Genomic DNA, 17,913 nt, shown 5'->3' with positions numbered 1-17,913 from the left:
GCCTTTCTGAAAGGCGCTGCAAAGATAAGGGAAACGTTTTTAATTATAAAACATTTTGATACTTGAATATTATAGAACTTATTGGGCAAGGCGAAAGTAGCACACTGGAATTTAAGAGCACCATTGAAAGTCCTGCCAAAATCGCCAAAACATTAGTTGCATTTGCCAATACTGGAGGAGGAATAGTACTAATAGGTGTTACAGATGATAAAAGAATATGTGGGATAAAATCTGAAGTAGAAATAATCAGCTTGCTGGAAGAAGCTTCAGATATGTATTGTCATCCGCCTATTCTTATTCGCTATGAGCTTATTCCCATAGATGGGAAGGAAATACTGGCCGTAACCATACCTGAAAGTGAAGATAAACCTCATTTGCTGAAAGAAAGAAATGGGGAGGAAACGGTATATGTACGTATGCACGATAAGAGTGTTCCTACAGGAAAGCTGACAGCCCGTAATCTGGGAAGTTATACTAACGATGCAGATAAGACATTACTGCAATCTGGAAATGTGAAAAACCTATTGAAATACCTTTTGTCTAATGAATACATTACAGTCAAGCGGTATGCAAAGCTGATCAATATTTCAGAGCGTAGAGCCACCCGACTGCTCATGGAGTTGTCCAGCCATCAGATTGTGTTGCCAGTTGAGAGAGACAAAGATGTAGTCTATACATTATCATCCAGAAACCTTTCTGGAAAAGTGTAACATGAGTCATCCCGAATTTTGGATGAGAGTTTGTTTTACAAAACCAGCGTCTATGCTTTTGAAAAGAGTATAGACGCTGGTTAATTTTTAAGCAATCTCTTTAGTTGAGTTTGTTTATAGTCACTTTCATCCCTCTTCTCTAGGCTCCTTCATTTTTTGCTTGCCAAAAAACAGGGCACCAAACGAGAGTTTGGTGAGCCAGATCGGTGCGTGAGCAAAAAATTCCAAAGCTTCGCCCCACAGGGCCAACGCTAGGCCCGCGGAATTTTTATTCTCACGCACCTACGTAACCTTCCACGATTGAAGTGATCTTGGCTCTCTTTGTAACTCCTTTGTTTCTCTTTTTCTTAAGGAATGTGATATTATTTTCCTCAAAATCTGGGATGACTCATGTTACATCTTTAACCCTAGTTTCTGTATTTCTTGCCTACTCCAAAGGCATAACTCAGCAATATATTGATACTTGTATTGCGACGATCCGGAGCTGAAGAAATTTGAATCGGAGTCAGACTTTGCTGAAAGCGGAAATCTGTTTGTACCCAACGGGCTTTGGAAACTTTGAAGTTAAACCCTACACCCGCCAAAAATCCCAGATCAGTACTGGCAAATGAACTTGTATTCTCTACATCAGGTCGGGCTACTCCATTATCAGTACGATCTTTTGCCTTGGCATTGAGCAAAAAAGCAATGTTTCCACCTATAAAGATATTCGGACGAACTTTTCCTTTCAGATTCATAAAGTAGCGGGCCATAATCGGCACATCAATGTAGTTGATCCGCTGGATAAACTTAGTACCATTATAGTCATATTTAGCTCCCTTTTGTGCAAACAGAACATCTCCTGAAATCCCAAAATGGCTTATGTCGCTATACATTACATACAAACCACCTGTGAAACCAGGCAGAAAGCCATTGTTTGGAGCATCACCTGTAATCTTTGAGATCGTGGCACCTAACCGAGGCCCCACACTCCAACGCTGTTGAGCTTTCACTCCTGAAAAAGAAAGTAATAGAATAAAACAAGTACAGAAGAATAAAAAACGCTGCTTTGTTTGCATAAAATAGGTGTAAGTTGATAATAAAACGTGCAAAAATAGAATGAGATATCTACGTTTGAAAGGCTTTTTTGTTTTCGTCTTTCCTTACTTTTGTAGTCATTAATTATTTTCAGAGAGAACAATTAAGCTTAACGCTCTCTCTTTCAGATATATTTATTGGCCATTAGAATGCTGCAACTTATGAGTATACAACAAAAGCTAAAGGATAAGCTAAACCAACGGGAAGCCAGTGGCAGTTTGAGAAAGCTATCTGTTGCAGATAAAAACAAAATAGATTTTTGCTCAAACGACTATCTGGGTCTTGCCCGTAATAAATCCTTACATCAACGTATTCAAGAAGCCTATACAAACGTTTCAGATATTCACAATGGTGCCACAGGTTCCCGATTGATTTCCGGAAACTCTGAGTATCATATCTCTCTGGAAAAAAAGCTTGCCAGTCTGTTTCAATCTGAAAGTGCATTGCTATTCAATTCTGGCTATGCTGCCAACACAGCTATTCTTTCAGCTATTCCTCAAAAAGGAGATACAATCATTTACGACGAATACATCCATGCCAGCCTAAAAGAAGGTGCCCGTCTGAGCTTTGCGAATCGGTTTGCATTTCATCACAACGATCTTCATGATCTGGAACGAAAAATGCAAAAGGCAACAGGAGATGTATTTGTGGTAGCAGAATCGGTTTACTCTATGGACGGAGACTTTGCTCCTCTACTGGAATTGGTAACACTGTGTGAAAAATATGGGGCAAATCTGATCTGGGACGAAGCTCACAGTACAGGTGTTTGGGGTAGGGAAGGGAATGGTATTGCTTGTATGGAGAATCTTCATGAAAGAATATTTGCACGGGTATATACCTTTGGCAAAGGACCAGGTGTACATGGTGGCTGTATTGCCGGATCAGAAGTCTTGATTCAATACCTGATCAACTTTGCCCGGCCATTGATCTATACAACTGCATTACCCCTGCATAGTCTGGTGTCTATTGAAGAGTCATTCCGCTTTCAACAAGATCATATGATTCTGCAGGATTCTTTGCATGCAAGTATTCAGTTTTTCCGAAAAGCACTCTCAACTTATCCTTCTCTGGAACCTCATTTTATTGAGTCACAGAGCCCTATTCAGGCTGTAAAGATTGGAGGAAATCAACGTACCCGAATGGTGGCAATCCAACTACAACAAAGTGGATTTGATGTACGTCCTATTCTTTCACCCACAGTTAAAGAAGGCGAAGAACGGTTACGTATCTGCCTGCACCTTTATAACACAGAACAGGAAATGGAAGCTTTACTAGAAGAATTATCAATTGTCCTCCAGAATACTCCTATATCTGTTGAGAATTAAGAATACAAGCAAACCACTATGAATCCATCTAACCTATACTTCATTACAGCTATTGGTACAGATTCTGGCAAAACGCTGATCAGTGCCATAGTCACAGAGGCTTTACAGGCCGATTACTGGAAACCCATTCAGGCAGGCTTTCCCCGTGATACAGAAAAAGTTCAAACCCTAGTAAGCAATCCCGTTTCGCAGTTTCATAATGAGGCATATCTCTTACAACATCCAATGTCGCCTCATGCAGCAGCGCACAGAGAAGGAGTCGAAATAGATATTCAGGCATTGGTACTACCCAATACTCATAATACACTAATTATTGAAGGAGCAGGAGGAGTGTTGGTACCTGTCAGCAATCAGCATTTTGTGATAGACATAGCCCGGAAATTTGAGGCAGAAGTTATTCTTGTAGCTAACATATATCTGGGTAGCATTAACCATACACTGCTTACCATTAATGAACTAAAACACCGTAATATCCCTGTAAAAGGAATTATTTTTAATGGCCCTGCCAACGAAGACTCCGAACAATTTATATTGAACTACAGTCAATATCCGTTATTGTTACATGTCTATCCGGAAGAACAGATCACTCCAGAAGTAGTACACAGCTATGCACAACAATTGAGAAAAGCCTTTATTATGTAAAAAGTTGTCTACTATACTTTTAAATTTTCTTCTCGGAACTGTAACCCTTTTTTATTTTCTTACTTTCCTCTTTGATCGAGGCGAAAAGAATTACGTTATAATTATTTGTATGAGTACGAGCATTGATAATCTGCCAGAAATAGATCAGAACGACTGGAAAACAAGGGATCAGAAAGCTATCTGGCACCCTTTTACCCCTCTTACCGATAGCCATAAAATAGTACCTCTGACAGGTGCCAAAGGCTGTTACTTACATCGCGCTGACGGACGTAAAATTCTGGATGCTATTGGTTCCTGGTGGGTAAATTTACATGGGCATTCTAATGAATACATTGCGGAGAAAATAGCACAGCAGGCACGTACACTGGAACATGTGATCTTTGCAGGCTTTACTCATGAACCAGCTGTTACACTGGCAGAACGGCTGCTGGATATTTTACCAGACACTATCTCAAAGATATTTTACTCAGATAATGGGAGTACAGCTACAGAAGTAGGCATGAAAATGGCCTTTCAGTACTGGCACAATCAGGGCATACAAAAACGACGCATCATTGCGTTTGAAGGAGCGTATCATGGTGATACCTTTGGAGCCATGTCTGTTGGAGAACGGAATACATTCACTACTCCGTTTCATCCATTTCTGTTTGAGGTTGAGTTTATTCCTTTTCCAGAAAATCCCAAAACCTACACAACAGATCTCATTGAACATACACATGTGCAGGAAGAAATCGTTCATCAATTTGAGGCATTGGCTGAAAGTGGAGAAGTTGCAGCGTTTATCTATGAACCCCTGATACAGGGTTCTGCAGGTATGCGTATGTGCTCTCCAGAAATACTGAACCAGTTATTAGGTATTGCCAAACAATATCAGATACTCTGTATTGCAGATGAAGTGATGACAGGATTTGGGCGTACTGGCAAGCTGTTCGCCTCTGACCATTGCGAAATTAAACCTGATATCATCTGTCTGTCTAAAGGTTTAACAGGAGGAACACTGCCATTGGGTGTAACGGCCTGTACTGATGAAGTACAACGCCCCTATCATACCAAAGATTTGCTGAAAACATTCTTCCACGGGCATTCCTTCACAGCAAACCCATTATCCTGTGTAGCAGCAAATGCCAGTCTGGATTTACTACTGTCTGTTAGTTGTCAGGAAGCAATTATCCGCATTGAACAAAGTCATACTTCTTTTGCCAAGCATATAGCATCACATCCAGCCATACTGGACATCCGGCAAACAGGTATTGTGTTAGCACTTGAAATCAGAACAAATGCGAAAACATCTTATTTTAACGAAGTACGCAACAGCCTATATGACTATTTTCTGGAACACGACATCTTACTCCGTCCAATGGGAAATGTTATTTACCTTATGACACCTTATATCATTACAGATGAAGAACTACAGGTACTTTATCAGGAGATTGAAAATTTGTTAAACAAAATGGTGGAAAACGAATGATTCAGAAACAGCTATATACAAGTTTATTATTTATATACACAATCCTATCTGTTCAAGGGCAGGAATTACAGGCGCCTCTACCTCAAAAACCATTTCGCTGGGAAGATTTCAGTGTGCAAAAACATTATACAACACTGAAAGTAAATCGTAAAACGATTGATTCGGTACAGATATCCCCTATGCAATCCAGTCCAGGCAAAGCAACGGTACGTCAAAGCTTTCAGAATGCCATTCTATCTGGTCAGCCTCGTTTATATCCCTTTGAATATCAATACAATGTTGTATCTTCACCTGACAAGAAGCTTTATCTGGTGTATCGCTATGACTATAGCCAGCCACAATTACAAACATCGTTCAAAATACTGAATGCCAGTTTTTCGGTTCAGCAGAGCTTTTCGCTGCCTGTTGATAATGGAACTAGTAGTCATGGGTATTGGATTGACAACAAAGGGGATGTCTATGCAGTCTATACAGAATCGGATGATGCCATTTATGTAATGCGCTACCAACCTCAAACTCAGTCATCAGATTTACTTGAAGTAGGAGCAGATGTAACAAGACGCAATCGGTTTGTGCTGATTCCAGAGTCAGATGGAACAGTATTTTTGGCAAACATTGCAGAAGATATGGAGCATAATTGGAAAGGAATTATGTTTACAACTTTCGATTTTAGGGACAAACGTATACAAAACCTGTTCTTCTTTCCAGCAGAAACATTACAGGATAAACTGAATAAAAAATTATCAGGTGGTCACTATGAAATTATTGATGTCAAGGTTTCTGCCTCCGAAAAAACTGTAGTACTTCAGAAAGTTGCTATCCAGAGTAATCGCTATGTGTATGATCCATTTGCAGGCAATGACCCTATGCAATGGATATCCCGAAAGCAGCAAATACAGTATGGAGAAAAGATCACAGTAACCATTGGTTCTGAAAACAGGATACTTCAGAAGAAGGTGGAAGATGTCTTTCTGACAAAGGAACTTTAGTTCATCTCAGAAACACTATGCACAGATAACAAGGAAAGGCTGAAGTCATCCAGATTAAGCATTGTAATCTATCAAATGACTATATATTATGAATATTTTCTATCGCTCTGCGTACCTTTCTTTTGCATTTATTCTTATTTCACTTACCTGGATACATGCACAAACCAAACTTACAGACAAAGACGTTCAGGAGATTCAATCCAAAGCCAAAGGCAATATAACCGAACTGGAGAATTTAATGAACTTTGTCACCTTCAATGCAGCCAGTACTACTGAGATTCAGAGCGTGATTGAAAGATCTTATACAGCATCATCCAATAATCATCTCTTTTTTAATAGGAAGGTAGTGATTGAAGATGATCTTACTCCTGGTTTTAATAAAGACAATACAAAAGACCTGGAAGCCGATAAGTATCTGAACACATTGGATGTATATTACGAAAAAACATCTGAACCCTCTATTCACCTTACCAATGTGCAGGTTTCCAATGTCAAAAAGAAAGATTATCTGTATGTGAAAGTTGTCTTTGACAGCAAGTTTGACAGTAAATTCAAAAAATCATCTGTTGTCTATACCACCAAACAACGTATGGCCGTTATCCGGGCAGATAAAATCGGTTATAGCTGGCAGACTCGTATCATTGGTATTACATTTTATGATCCGTTCAAACCGATTACCTCAACCGAAAACGACGTAGTTGTAATTAACACGAATCCGTATGCAGACGAAAAGCAACCAGATCTTTCGTATGAGAAAGGAGAAATCAAACCAGCCTATACTACTGAACAAAGACCCTTTAATATAGGTGTTAAGGTAGGAGTTGCTTCTTCTGTTTGGGTTGGAGATGTTGCAAGCAGCTATGAACTGGGTGGAAAGCTAGGAGGTGTTGCCGGTATCTACATGCGCTACTATGGAAAGCGTTATAGCCACATGGGTTTAGGTATGGACCTGTTATATGTAGCAAAAGGAGCTACTGTTACGACCCAATCTTCTAATATAAAAACCGACTTCCAGCTCAATTATGTGGAAGTCCCTGTGTTTGTCAATATTTTTATTCTGGGTAAAGATCGGTTCAAACCTTATATAAACCTGGGTTATGCACCAGCCTTCCTGCTTTCAGCTTCTTCTAAAAGAAGTAACGCGAGTGAAAGTCTTGATCAAACAGACTACTTTCAGAGCTATGATGGCAATGTGATTCTTGGACTGGGCTTTGACTTTAAAGCTTCCAGACGCAACCGTATGACAGTTGATATGCGATTTGATCTGGGAACATCCAATATTCTCAATACCAAGTACAGATTCTTATTTGTCAACGATAACCAAATTTCTCAGGGAGCTTTTTCTCTTAGTGTAGGCTATGCGTTTGGGCTATAGCATCTTACTTGTAATTAACGCTTCATACAGTAAATCCACAATATCTAAATAATTCCCCTTTTATTTATTCAGAAACCTGCATAGCTGTTATGCAGGTTTTTCGTTTTTTAGCCCTACTTTTGCTTTTCTACTATTGAGATTGCCTCATGATTGCATTTTTATTCTTTCTGGTCTTTCTACTGGTATACATGGTTTTTGCAGTGTATGCCGAACGTAAACTCTCTGCTTTTATCCAGGATCGGCTGGGACCTACAGAAATTGGTCCTTATGGCATGTTCCAAACTCTTGCCGATCTGGTTAAGTTATTACAGAAAGAAGACATTGTTCCTGTCAAAGCAGACAAATGGGTATTTCTGGCTGCTCCAGCCGTTATCTTCACAGCAATCTTTGCAGGATTTGCTGTTATGCCACTTACTCCTACATTACAGGGGTCAGGCGCTGTAGTAGGGGTGTTTTATCTGCTGACTATCATTTCTATTGATATTGTGGGTTTGTTAGCCGCTGGCTGGAGTAGTAATAATAAATATTCATTGTTGGGCGCTATGCGTTCTGTAGCACAGATCGTTTCTTATGAGATACCTGTAGGCTTATCAGTATTGTGTGTGGTTATTCTATGCCAGACACTGGATCTTCAGGAAATCTGTTACCAGCAGGGGATTTATATGCGTACACTACCAGTATACAGCGAGTCAACTAATTATCTACTGGGCATCAAACGACTGGGCATTGATATAACAGAAGTAGGAGGGTTCTTGACCTGGAATGTGATTCGTATGCCCTTATTCTTCATTGTGTATATTATATTTTTTATAGCCACATTAGCAGAGGCAAACAGGGCACCATTCGATATTCCGGAAGCTGAATCAGAACTTGTAGGTGGTTTCCATACAGAATATTCTGGGTTCCGGTGGGCATTGCTCTTTCTGGCAGAATATGGTATGATGCTGTTGGTTAGCTTTCTGGGAGCTGTATTGTTCTTCGGAGGCTGGAATACTCCTTTTCCAAATATAGGATCAGTACGACTGGCCGACTGGACAAGTGGCATACCAGGCACTATTTATGGAACACTAACAGGAGCATTCTGGATAATTCTGAAGGCGTTCATCGGTGTATTTATACAAATGTGGGTTCGCTGGACATACCCTCGTTTGCGGGTTGACCAGTTGATGCATTTATGCTGGAAGGTATTGACTCCGTTATCATTGTTGCTGCTGTTTATTTCAGCTTTATGGAAGCTTTTGTAAGGAATTACATATTGAAAACCTGCTTTGTTTTGAACACATTTTATTGTCAGGCTGTTTTTGAGTCTGTAACTGAGGATTGAGATTATGCAAAAAGGAGCTAATAATTCATACTTTGGCAATATTTGGGAAGGAATTGCTTCTTCCTGGCAGGGTTTGAAACTATCATTAAAACATATCTGGGAAGCACGTCAGCGTCGTACTCCTATCAGTATTACAGATCCTGATTATTTTAAACAGGAGACAGGAATTGTGACGCTTACATATCCATATGAGTCACTACCAGTACCTGATAATGGCCGCTATCGTCTGCACAATGAGATGGAAGATTGTATTGTATGCGATAAGTGTGCAGAGATCTGTCCGGTAAGCTGCATTGACATTGAAGCAGTCAAATCAACTGAAGAAATCCGCAAAACATCTGATGGTCACTCTGTGCGCCTCTATGCTGCACGATTTGATATTGATATGGCCAAGTGTTGCTTTTGTGGACTATGCACAACTGTTTGCCCTACTGAATGCCTCACCATGACCAAAACCTACGACTTCAGTGAGTTTGATATTCGTGATATGATCTATCATTTCTCAGATCTGTCACCGGAACAAGCGGTAGAGAAACGTCAGAACTATGAGGCTGTGCAAGCCGCTAAACAGCAGGCAAAAAATAGTGTATCAGTACCCGCTATTCAACCAACAGAAGAAAAAACGGTAGAGCAAACAGCTTCAACACCAACAACAGCCAAGCCTGTGATGAAGAAGCCGGCCATAAAACCTGTGACTAACCCGATAGTTACAGATTCAACACCTTCTATTCCAGAGGTAACGCCAACTGTTACAGAAGTGACTCCGGAAACCTCTCAGGCAACACAGGAAGTTTCACCACAGGATACTAAAACAGAGGAAGCAAACCAGCCTGAGCAGGCTCCTTCCAAACCTGTCATGAAAAAACCTATAATTAAACCTATGATTAAAAAAAAGACTGATGAGTGATCAAGTCTGTGGTTTTTCTGTTTCTTTACATTCTCATTTTATTAACCATAGTTGTAGTTTGAATATCGCATTCTATTGTTTTGCCACATTGACGGTGCTGTCAGCACTAATAGTACTCTGGACCCGACAACTCCTGTATTCTGCCTTTGCATTATTATTTACATTGCTGGGTATAGCAGGTTTATATGTCCTGGCAGGTGCTGACTATGTGGCCATTGTTCAGATTATGATCTATGTAGGAGGTGTACTGGTGTTACTTATTTTTGGCATTATGCTTACCAATCGTCCTGGCACTGGTCATGCACCTATATCTGGCAGAATCAATCAGTTTACAGGTATTCTGGCAGCAGGCGGATTACTTGTATTATTTTTCATTGCCTTTTTGAAAGCTAATTTATCGTTTCCACTACCTAAACCCTCACCCCAGTCCTCTGTTACGCCTATTGGTATTGGTCTAATGACGGACTATCTGCTTCCTTTTGAAATAGCGGGTATACTTCTGATGGTAGCGTTGATAGGAGCCGCTTACATTGCAGGAAGGAAACGTTCTTAATCTCTTCTGGAGAAGAAGATAATTAATCGTGTTAGCTTTACTAAAACAGCTTTTCAATAGTGGAAAAATACAATTTAAAACCAACTACTTTTATTCAGCCAGAATAAAGCTTACTCTATCAAGGTCTATTTATCTTGTAACAGGGCAAAAACCAGTGTTATTTACAATTCCTCACTTAAACAAAAGTATTATCAATCGTTTTAAGGCCTTTAATAGCTCATCAGAACGCTTATGTCCATCGTACCAGCTCCTAGCATATCTCACTTCAATATCGTGCAATGTATAGGCATTAAAATGCGTTTTTTTAAAATCTTATCTCTCTGAAAAATCATTCAATGCGTATATACCCATTCTATTCGCTGGATACATATTCACCATGTGTTGATCTAGACCAAACAGGATTGCTTAACAGAGGATTTATTGGTGCATATGCGTACCCCCCTATAAAGGGGTACGCATATGCACCAATAAATCCCATAATCCCAAAGCAATTACCAACCAATAACCAGATAAGAAAACGCTAAAAATCAACAACATATACAATTATGATAAATTAAAATATTAAATGAACCAACCCAAATAGCTACCACACAGCAAATTACAAAAATATCAAAACCTGTTCTAGTTCACCATTATCTGCTCATGTACTAATTAACTAAGAGTACTATATAGTAAAAACACCTCTAATCAGGCTAAAAAATCACCCCAAATCCAAAATCAGAACCAGCAATGAACCTTTCATTACTTCAGGACAGAGTCTCAAGCAAACATAATACATTTACTACCTGATTATGAGCCATCAGCGAATATCAAACAGTTAAAAAAAAATGGAGTTACAGAGTATCCAGAAGGGATTTTTAGAGGTGTTCAGTATTTGATTTATCCAATTATCAAAAAATCACTTCTCTAGTTATCCAGGAAGCTTTGTGCATAGTTTACAGAAATATTTCTTCTTGCCGTAAACTATGCACAACCAAAATAATGATCGGTATTCTGATAGTTGTGAGAAGTAATCAGTATTTTGATATTTTGAAAAGTTGATCGAGGTTTTGATACATTTTGACTCTGGCTAGACTCTTTATCAGATTAGCATTCTTTTCCAGAATATGTTCTCTGAAGTGTGCACTATCAGCAAACTGATAAACAAATATTTTGTTAGGTTACTATTGTAATTTCCCTGTATATAGAGTTGCTTGCTGGTCCCATCGAGACCGCATATCTATTCTACATACAGTAACCCTACATGAAAACCAACGTACTATTCTTCAGAATTCTCTTATGTATTACTATCTTTTTTTGGCAGAAAATTGCCTTTGCCCAGAAAAACTATGTAAATGGCTATATAGTCACTACACAAAATGACACAATTAGAGGATTTATTAACGACAAAAATTGGGAAAAGTCACCCAAAGAGATTTTATTTAAGAAGACTCTTCAGGACAATGAACCTGTACAATATACCCCTGTCTCTATTCATAGTTTTTACGTTCAATCCTCAAATGAATACTACATCAGCTATATTGGCAAGATAGATGCTACTCCTATTAAAGCCGACAAAATGATTGAGGTAACAGAAATCAATCATTTCCTGCAAAAAGATTTTACTATAGTAGATACTGCATTTCTTACAGTTATTATTCGAGGGACAGCCTCTTTATACTCCTATAAGGATAAGCAGGAAAAAATTCATTATTTCCTACAAAAAGACCAGAAATTACCTGAAGAATTAGGCTATCAGAAATTTCTACTGGATCAGGACAATGGAGGCAAGCAGATACAAGTACTACAAAAGTATAAAGGCCAGTTAAATGTTGCATTCAAAGATTGTGAGAAGGCGACAAAGGCTATAAAACTTGCAGAGTATACCAAAAATTCACTAACGAAAATTGTAAACCAGTATAATACATGTTTTAGTACCAGTAATACACAATTTATCCAAAAGACTGAAAAAACAAAAACGGAAATAGGTATTATAGCGGGAGGCGTACAGACGTTGTATATACAAAGCTATCCATCGTATTATAAAAACGGAACAACTTATTTACACTACAACAAATCGTATGATCCAACTGTAGGTATATCTTTTAACTTTGTATTGCCCCGTAATCATAAGTCATGGTCCGCTTATACAGAAATTTTATGGCGATCTTACAGCATCACCGCAGATTACTCTACTTCTAATGCCTTTGACCGGCATCTGAAGGTAGGATATATAAAAGGATCTGCTATGGTACGTTATACTATGGCAACCCGTACAATCAAACCATTCTTTAATGCAGGTATATCCTATTCGTTTATAACAAATGCTGAAGGTAATATAATAAGCAATAACGAGAAAGATGCAGACTCATTTGAGAAAGCAATATTTGGCTTGCAGGGAGGAGGAGGAATTCAATGGAACCGCTGGGGATGTGAACTACGGTATGAACATACTAAAGGTGTATTTCAGGGTTTATATAATTCAGGCTCTGAAAACTCACTCTATCTTATATTCAGATATGCATTGAATTAAGCTTACAGCGCTTTTTTCTAAAAGTAGCTACCAACCAAAATTGGTAGCTACTTTTTATTTCCGTAGACACAGTAATTACCGATTTTACACTGGAAGCATCTAATATACTTAGAGAATATGAAGATATAAAAGCCGTTTTACCATCTACAGCCTTTGTTCCACTGATACTGGTAAAGGCATTGTTTTTTTCCTGAACAGTTATTAAACCCCCTTGAGTTTGGATAGGATTTTTAACCTTTTCAAACATATATAGCTACAATAAAAATACACTGATAAACTAAACACATAATATCATAGGTTATTATAAACTAACAAAAAAAGAAACTGAACTGGATAAAAATCTGTATAAAATTCAATGCTTAGGAAGCGAAGACAGAATGATTTGCATAAAATATAACCTGTCTGGGGTATTCCTTCGTTTTTATTGTTTTATTTGATTTTCTGATTCATCTATTTGTATGGTAAAATATACTCTTGCAGGATGTGCATGGCTTATAGCAATGCTTAGCTTTGCTACTGAAACACCACTCAAAACAACAGACTTTGTGTATGAGCCTCAGATTCGTACTGTCTTGTTTTATCCAACAGGCTCTGACCCGGTAGCTGCTGTCTTACAACCACCAGTAGTCTCACTACAACAAGCCACCCCACTAATACTGGAGTTTGACGAACTTGGAGATAAGATCAACTATTACAGAGCAAAAGTAATATTCTGTAATGTGGACTGGAGTATATCCAATTTAAGTGACATGGATATCACACCTCGTTTTAATGAGTTTACTTTCGAGCAACCTCAACTCTCGGGAAACAATGCACGAGTTCTATATACGCATCAACGGCTGGAAGTACCACAAGTAAAGCTACCCGGTAATTACCTTCTGGTTGTTTATCACGAAAACAATCCCAAAGACTTGGTTGTCACCCGCCGATTTGTGGTTTACAATACCCAAGCAGTGATTACTCCCAGAATTACCTTTTCTACGGGCATTACTGAACGTACCACCAACCAACAGGTAGAATTTACCATCGATTATGGCACTCTCAATGTAGGTAACCCATGGACGGATCTTAAGGTAGTAATCCGCCAAAACTACCAGTGGTATACAACGATTACTAATCTCAAACCCACTTCAGTAAGGGAAGATCAGCATATAGCGGAATATCGGCAATTTAACCTTGAAAATAACTTTCCGGGTGTCAATGAATTTCGATTCTTTGATATCCGAAGTATACGTACACTTGGACAAAATGTAGCTAAAATCAATTCATCTCAGGATACGACACAGGTTTATCTGGCTGTAGGTGAATCTCGCAGTCGGGAAGGTTACAGTCAGGTAGTGGATCAGAATGGACGGTTTGTTATAGACCAGTATGAGTTTAGCAATGGTAGTACTGAAGCCGACTATGTACGCGTATTCTTTACATTGAAAGCAGACCCTGTGAAAGAGCCTGTCTATATATGGGGTGCCCTAACCGATTGGCAGACAAGCAATACCAACCGTATGACTTATAGTGCGGAAGACCAGGTTTATAGAGGCTCTCTTCTACTTAAGCAGGGGTATTATAATTTTCGGTATGTGGTAGCCAAACCTGGTAATAAACTGGACGAAGCCTGGTTTGAAGGCAACCACTTTGAGACAGAGAATGTATATGAGATTATTGTATATAACCGTCCTCCCGGAGCCAGAGCAGACATGATTATTGGCTATATAATGGTTGATCACAATAAGCGCAGGTAATTATCTCTTAAGTAAGCAAGGTAATTATTAAAAACACCTTGCTTACTTAAGAGATAAACAATTAGTTCCTTTTATCAAACGAGTTAACAGACATAGGATGTTTCTCAAAATGGTACGGTTCAGTCCGACGTACCAGATCAGCATTGATAATATCAATCATACCAAAACCTTTGTTCGAAAAATAACCCATTCCGCATTCGAATATAAATTGTTGAACTTCCGGAGCCGAATACAGGACAAAAGGAAAAGTGTATCCCCGAATCTCATGCCTCACCCCATTTTCTTCAATAGGATAAATGCGGGCAAACTTCTTGTCACCTTCTTTTATCTTCTGAAGATAGGTTTTATCCGGAATAATCTGGAATCGGTAAAATGACGCAATCTGATCCGCTGTAAATCTTCCTGATCTCTCCATACGCATCATTGTTGATTCATACAGAAAATCTGAGAACGTATCTGTATCCGGAGAGATAAACTTTTTGGCATAAAAATCATTTGTAATCGGATCTACAGCTACAATTGGTGATATACATACGCACTTCAGCTCTTCCTGAAAAACAGGAGGTTGCTCTTTTTCAACACTTTCCGGAATTAATTGCAGGTTACCGACTTCTATTTCTCCTCTTTCAAATAAATGTTGTAAAAAAGTATCTATCACTTCAACACTTTGACTTGAGAAAACAAGTGTAGCCCGACTTGAATAAAAATGCAGGCCATTTTTGCTTACTTTTGTCTGCCCCTTCAGTCCGGAAAAGTTATATTCTGTATTTTGCTCTACTTCCTTGCTACCAGCCAACAGAGAGTCCGTTAGCTGCGTTAGCAGAGACTGGTGGTAAAAAGGTACATATCCACCTTTATTTTTTACCATGAAAATGATTCTGACCCTCACAATATTGGCGTTATATTATATGAATATGTGTCACCTTCTACAATTGGTAACTATATATTAAATTAAATTGTTTATTCCTTAAATTAATTTAATATATTTTCTATAATTGGTAAAAGGGATGAAAAATTATTTTATAAAAAATCGCCGTAAAAATAGTATACCTTATTCTTAGAAAGATAAAATCCTTTAGATCATTCCTTGAGGAAAGACAGCGATTCTGTGTATAAATCTGTCAAAACAGATTAATAATACACTAGCTGGTTGTCGGGTTTGTCAATAAAACAATTAAAGGCAAATTTATTTTTTCTTGTTATTATTTTTATTCTTTTTCAACGATTTGATAAACTGTGCCCATCGGAATGGGTCCAGGAATGTCCATGTTGGACTAAAATAGCGGTTGGTTGTGTAGTTAAGTTGTTGCTGAGTTATATAACGATAATTCATTTCAGAACTAGCCCCCAGAGTTTGAGTCATCTTTGCCAGTGCAACCGGGTCAAAATTCTTTGCCAATTGCTTTTGCTGATCTTCATCTGGTAAATCCAATGCTAAAATTGCTTTCTTAAATAACTCTTCTGTTGGATAAGGATATACTTCAACGATTGGAAGTGTGGTGGTATCTGTTTTTAATTCTATTACAACAGAATGTCCTTCATCAGTTGTATTAGGTATTTTATAGAATCTCTTTTTAAACCCAATAGCTGTAATAACAATGCTGTCTCCAACCAGAGTTGGCATTGAAAATGCACCATATTCATTGGTGACGCCTCCTCTACCAGCCTTTGGAATATATAAGGTTGCACCTACAACAGGTTGTCCATCATCTCCACTCAATACAAGACCCGAAAATTGTACAATATGTACTTTTCCTTGTGCTTGTACATTTACCTTACCGATTAAAAAGCTGGCCAATACTATAATACTCCATGTAAATAATTTAAAAAATGGCTTCATTGTCTACTTTTTTCAGGAAAGATACATATTTTAATTCAAAAAAGCAGGCTAAGGTGACTTTGTTTTCGTTACAGCCCCCATTATTCTCGACGAACACCTGCCAGCCATTGACCTGTCTATCATTTTGTTCCATAAAAATTTACAGACAAGTCATTCTTCCAGTTGATGTTCTATTTTACTAAAACGTAAAAATAGTATACCAATTTTATGTTACAGACAAGTTGTTCTTTTGCAGGATATTCTCAGGCAAAAATGCGTAAAAAAGTCACAATAAATGGAGCTGAAAGCAATAATCCATCAAATCTATCTAAAAACCCTCCATGTCCGGGAATACTTGCTCCAGAATCCTTAATATCCATACTCCGTTTAAATAAGGACTCTACCAAATCTCCATATGTCCCTGCTACTACTATAATAATGGCAACGCAATACCAGTGCCAATACTTAAGATCAGTAAAGAAATATGCCAGCAGAGAGGCTACAATCAAAGCAGAACAAAGTCCCCCTATACTTCCCTCCCATGATTTCTTTGGAGAAACCCGTTCAAAAAGTTTTGTACGCCCAAAGTAAGTTCCAGCAAAATAAGCCCCTGTATCACTTGCCCATAGTAAAAATAAGCAACCAAGAATCACCTGATAGCTATACACCGCATCTTCCAGAAACACACAGATATTCAACAAAGAAAACGGTACAGCCACATAGATAATACCTAAGAAGGTAAAAGCTATATTGGTAAAAGGCTTCTTCTCGTTCTTCTTGTATAACTTAATAAAGAATATCACTGATGCAATAGGAGAGATCCAGAAATAGTGTTCGATTCCTATTAGTTTTTTCTCAATCAGAAACGTAAGCAGAAAAATACAAAGGCCTGTAAAAGTACCATAATAGGTTAGAGGAGCATTGCCATCTAGTCCAACCAGTTGATAAAACTCCCGCAGAGTAAATCCACAGATCAGAAAAAATACCCCAAAATAGCCCCACTGGTTCCAGTATATAGCACCAATTATGGCTATTCCGCCTATGAGTGCGGCAATGATACGTTGCTGAAGATTAGAAAGCTTGGTTAGATGTTGATTCACAGTATAAGATGGTATCATTTAAGATCAGGTCTGCCTACTCTATATTAGATTGCTCCATAACAATGAGTGCCTGAATAACATGTTCATGATATACATACACTTCAAAATGGCCGAAAAGATAAGAACTATCCTTTTTGTTTAAAACAACTGTTGGAATATTATTACTTTCCAGTGCAATCCGAACCATTTCAGCGCGATATCCTACCGGTGATTCGTATAATTTTTCCCATTGTGGCATGATCACAGTTAAATACTTGCTAAAATACAAAGACAGAGGAATATAAAATAATGACTTCCAAACAAGAATAAGTCTGTTATCCTGCAAATATACTATATTCTACTCCTAATGTAATTAAAAACAGGTTAAACCCAG

General features: G+C 38.3%; 16 protein-coding genes. 11 read left to right on the top strand and 5 right to left on the bottom strand.

Annotation, left to right across the window (positions count from 1 at the left end):
• The first annotated feature begins 62 nt into the window (after positions 1 to 62).
• On the top strand, positions 63 to 710 hold the full coding sequence (locus QNI22_RS19560; RefSeq protein WP_314513247.1) for an AlbA family DNA-binding domain-containing protein: 648 nt from the start codon (positions 63 to 65) through the stop codon (positions 708 to 710).
• A gap of 407 nt (positions 711 to 1,117) precedes the next feature.
• On the opposite strand, the gene QNI22_RS19555 is transcribed toward QNI22_RS19560, so the two are convergent.
• Positions 1,118 to 1,768: a porin family protein gene (locus tag QNI22_RS19555; RefSeq protein WP_314513244.1), complete on the bottom strand. Its 651-nt coding sequence runs from the start codon at positions 1,766 to 1,768 to the stop codon at positions 1,118 to 1,120.
• A gap of 180 nt (positions 1,769 to 1,948) precedes the next feature.
• Here QNI22_RS19555 and QNI22_RS19550 point away from each other — a divergent pair, with 180 nt between their 5' ends.
• The 10 genes from QNI22_RS19550 to QNI22_RS19505 all read left to right on the top strand — a co-directional run bounded on the left by QNI22_RS19550 (position 1,949) and on the right by QNI22_RS19505 (position 14,621).
• Positions 1,949 to 3,112 (top strand): aminotransferase class I/II-fold pyridoxal phosphate-dependent enzyme, encoded by a 1,164-nt coding sequence (locus QNI22_RS19550; RefSeq protein ID WP_314513242.1) that lies wholly within the window; start codon positions 1,949 to 1,951, stop codon positions 3,110 to 3,112.
• A gap of 18 nt (positions 3,113 to 3,130) precedes the next feature.
• Positions 3,131 to 3,754 carry a dethiobiotin synthase gene (bioD, locus tag QNI22_RS19545; protein ID WP_314513240.1) on the top strand — a complete coding sequence of 208 codons (624 nt, stop codon included), beginning with the start codon at positions 3,131 to 3,133 and terminating at the stop codon, positions 3,752 to 3,754.
• A gap of 109 nt (positions 3,755 to 3,863) precedes the next feature.
• Positions 3,864 to 5,222, top strand: coding sequence for an adenosylmethionine--8-amino-7-oxononanoate transaminase (bioA, locus tag QNI22_RS19540; protein ID WP_314513238.1), 1,359 nt, complete (start codon positions 3,864 to 3,866; stop codon positions 5,220 to 5,222).
• Complete coding sequence (locus QNI22_RS19535; protein ID WP_314513235.1) at positions 5,219 to 6,211, top strand: hypothetical protein; 993 nt, start codon at positions 5,219 to 5,221, stop codon at positions 6,209 to 6,211. Before bioA ends, QNI22_RS19535 begins: the two co-directional genes overlap by 4 nt.
• An 88-nt stretch (positions 6,212 to 6,299) precedes the next feature.
• Positions 6,300 to 7,586, top strand: a complete 1,287-nt coding sequence (locus tag QNI22_RS19530; protein WP_314513232.1) for a porin family protein — start codon at positions 6,300 to 6,302, stop codon at positions 7,584 to 7,586.
• Positions 7,587 to 7,732: 146 nt separating this feature from the next.
• A complete protein-coding gene (locus tag QNI22_RS19525) occupies positions 7,733 to 8,830 on the top strand; it encodes a complex I subunit 1/NuoH family protein (RefSeq protein ID WP_314513229.1) in 1,098 nt (365 codons plus the stop codon).
• Between the two features lie 84 nt (positions 8,831 to 8,914).
• A complete protein-coding gene (locus QNI22_RS19520; protein ID WP_314513227.1) occupies positions 8,915 to 9,817 on the top strand; it encodes a 4Fe-4S dicluster domain-containing protein in 903 nt (300 codons plus the stop codon).
• Positions 9,818 to 9,875: 58 nt separating this feature from the next.
• Positions 9,876 to 10,370: an NADH-quinone oxidoreductase subunit J family protein gene (locus QNI22_RS19515; protein ID WP_314513226.1), complete on the top strand. Its 495-nt coding sequence runs from the start codon at positions 9,876 to 9,878 to the stop codon at positions 10,368 to 10,370.
• 1,243 nt (positions 10,371 to 11,613) lie between these two features.
• Positions 11,614 to 12,882, top strand: a complete 1,269-nt coding sequence (locus QNI22_RS19510) for a porin family protein (protein ID WP_314513224.1) — start codon at positions 11,614 to 11,616, stop codon at positions 12,880 to 12,882.
• Positions 12,883 to 13,340: 458 nt separating this feature from the next.
• Complete coding sequence (locus QNI22_RS19505) at positions 13,341 to 14,621, top strand: type IX secretion system plug protein (protein ID WP_314513223.1); 1,281 nt, start codon at positions 13,341 to 13,343, stop codon at positions 14,619 to 14,621.
• A gap of 61 nt (positions 14,622 to 14,682) precedes the next feature.
• On the opposite strand, the gene QNI22_RS19500 is transcribed toward QNI22_RS19505, so the two are convergent.
• The 4 genes from QNI22_RS19500 to QNI22_RS19485 all read right to left on the bottom strand — a co-directional run bounded on the left by QNI22_RS19500 (position 14,683) and on the right by QNI22_RS19485 (position 17,778).
• Positions 14,683 to 15,489: a CRISPR-associated endoribonuclease Cas6 gene (locus QNI22_RS19500; RefSeq protein WP_314513222.1), complete on the bottom strand. Its 807-nt coding sequence runs from the start codon at positions 15,487 to 15,489 to the stop codon at positions 14,683 to 14,685.
• Positions 15,490 to 15,807: 318 nt separating this feature from the next.
• Positions 15,808 to 16,461, bottom strand: coding sequence for a carboxypeptidase-like regulatory domain-containing protein (locus QNI22_RS19495; RefSeq protein ID WP_314513219.1), 654 nt, complete (start codon positions 16,459 to 16,461; stop codon positions 15,808 to 15,810).
• Positions 16,462 to 16,703: 242 nt separating this feature from the next.
• Positions 16,704 to 17,540, bottom strand: coding sequence for a phosphatidate cytidylyltransferase (locus tag QNI22_RS19490; protein ID WP_314513217.1), 837 nt, complete (start codon positions 17,538 to 17,540; stop codon positions 16,704 to 16,706).
• A gap of 34 nt (positions 17,541 to 17,574) precedes the next feature.
• Positions 17,575 to 17,778 carry a putative signal transducing protein gene (locus QNI22_RS19485; protein WP_314513214.1) on the bottom strand — a complete coding sequence of 68 codons (204 nt, stop codon included), beginning with the start codon at positions 17,776 to 17,778 and terminating at the stop codon, positions 17,575 to 17,577.
• Positions 17,779 to 17,913: the final 135 nt, after the last annotated feature.

This window comes from Xanthocytophaga agilis (assembly GCF_030068605.1).
In the GTDB taxonomy this organism is placed as follows: domain Bacteria; phylum Bacteroidota; class Bacteroidia; order Cytophagales; family 172606-1; genus Xanthocytophaga; species Xanthocytophaga agilis.
The sequence above is the reverse complement of the archived record's forward strand: the minus strand, read 5'-3'. Positions and strand labels throughout refer to the sequence as shown.

What these genes read in the sequence shown, in the direction of transcription:
- QNI22_RS19525 (WP_314513229.1), top strand. Translation starts at nt 7,733, where the DNA reads ATGATTGCATTTTTATTCTTTCTGGTCTTTCTACTGGTATACATGGTT.
- bioA (WP_314513238.1), top strand. Translation starts at nt 3,864, where the DNA reads ATGAGTACGAGCATTGATAATCTGCCAGAAATAGATCAGAACGACTGG.
- QNI22_RS19510 (WP_314513224.1), top strand. Translation starts at nt 11,614, where the DNA reads ATGAAAACCAACGTACTATTCTTCAGAATTCTCTTATGTATTACTATC.
- QNI22_RS19520 (WP_314513227.1), top strand. Translation starts at nt 8,915, where the DNA reads ATGCAAAAAGGAGCTAATAATTCATACTTTGGCAATATTTGGGAAGGA.
- QNI22_RS19495 (WP_314513219.1), bottom strand. Translation starts at nt 16,461, where the DNA reads ATGAAGCCATTTTTTAAATTATTTACATGGAGTATTATAGTATTGGCC.
- QNI22_RS19505 (WP_314513223.1), top strand. Translation starts at nt 13,341, where the DNA reads ATGGTAAAATATACTCTTGCAGGATGTGCATGGCTTATAGCAATGCTT.
- QNI22_RS19500 (WP_314513222.1), bottom strand. Translation starts at nt 15,489, where the DNA reads ATGGTAAAAAATAAAGGTGGATATGTACCTTTTTACCACCAGTCTCTG.
- QNI22_RS19550 (WP_314513242.1), top strand. Translation starts at nt 1,949, where the DNA reads ATGAGTATACAACAAAAGCTAAAGGATAAGCTAAACCAACGGGAAGCC.
- bioD (WP_314513240.1), top strand. Translation starts at nt 3,131, where the DNA reads ATGAATCCATCTAACCTATACTTCATTACAGCTATTGGTACAGATTCT.
- QNI22_RS19485 (WP_314513214.1), bottom strand. Translation starts at nt 17,778, where the DNA reads ATGCCACAATGGGAAAAATTATACGAATCACCGGTAGGATATCGCGCT.
- QNI22_RS19535 (WP_314513235.1), top strand. Translation starts at nt 5,219, where the DNA reads ATGATTCAGAAACAGCTATATACAAGTTTATTATTTATATACACAATC.
- QNI22_RS19555 (WP_314513244.1), bottom strand. Translation starts at nt 1,768, where the DNA reads ATGCAAACAAAGCAGCGTTTTTTATTCTTCTGTACTTGTTTTATTCTA.
- QNI22_RS19530 (WP_314513232.1), top strand. Translation starts at nt 6,300, where the DNA reads ATGAATATTTTCTATCGCTCTGCGTACCTTTCTTTTGCATTTATTCTT.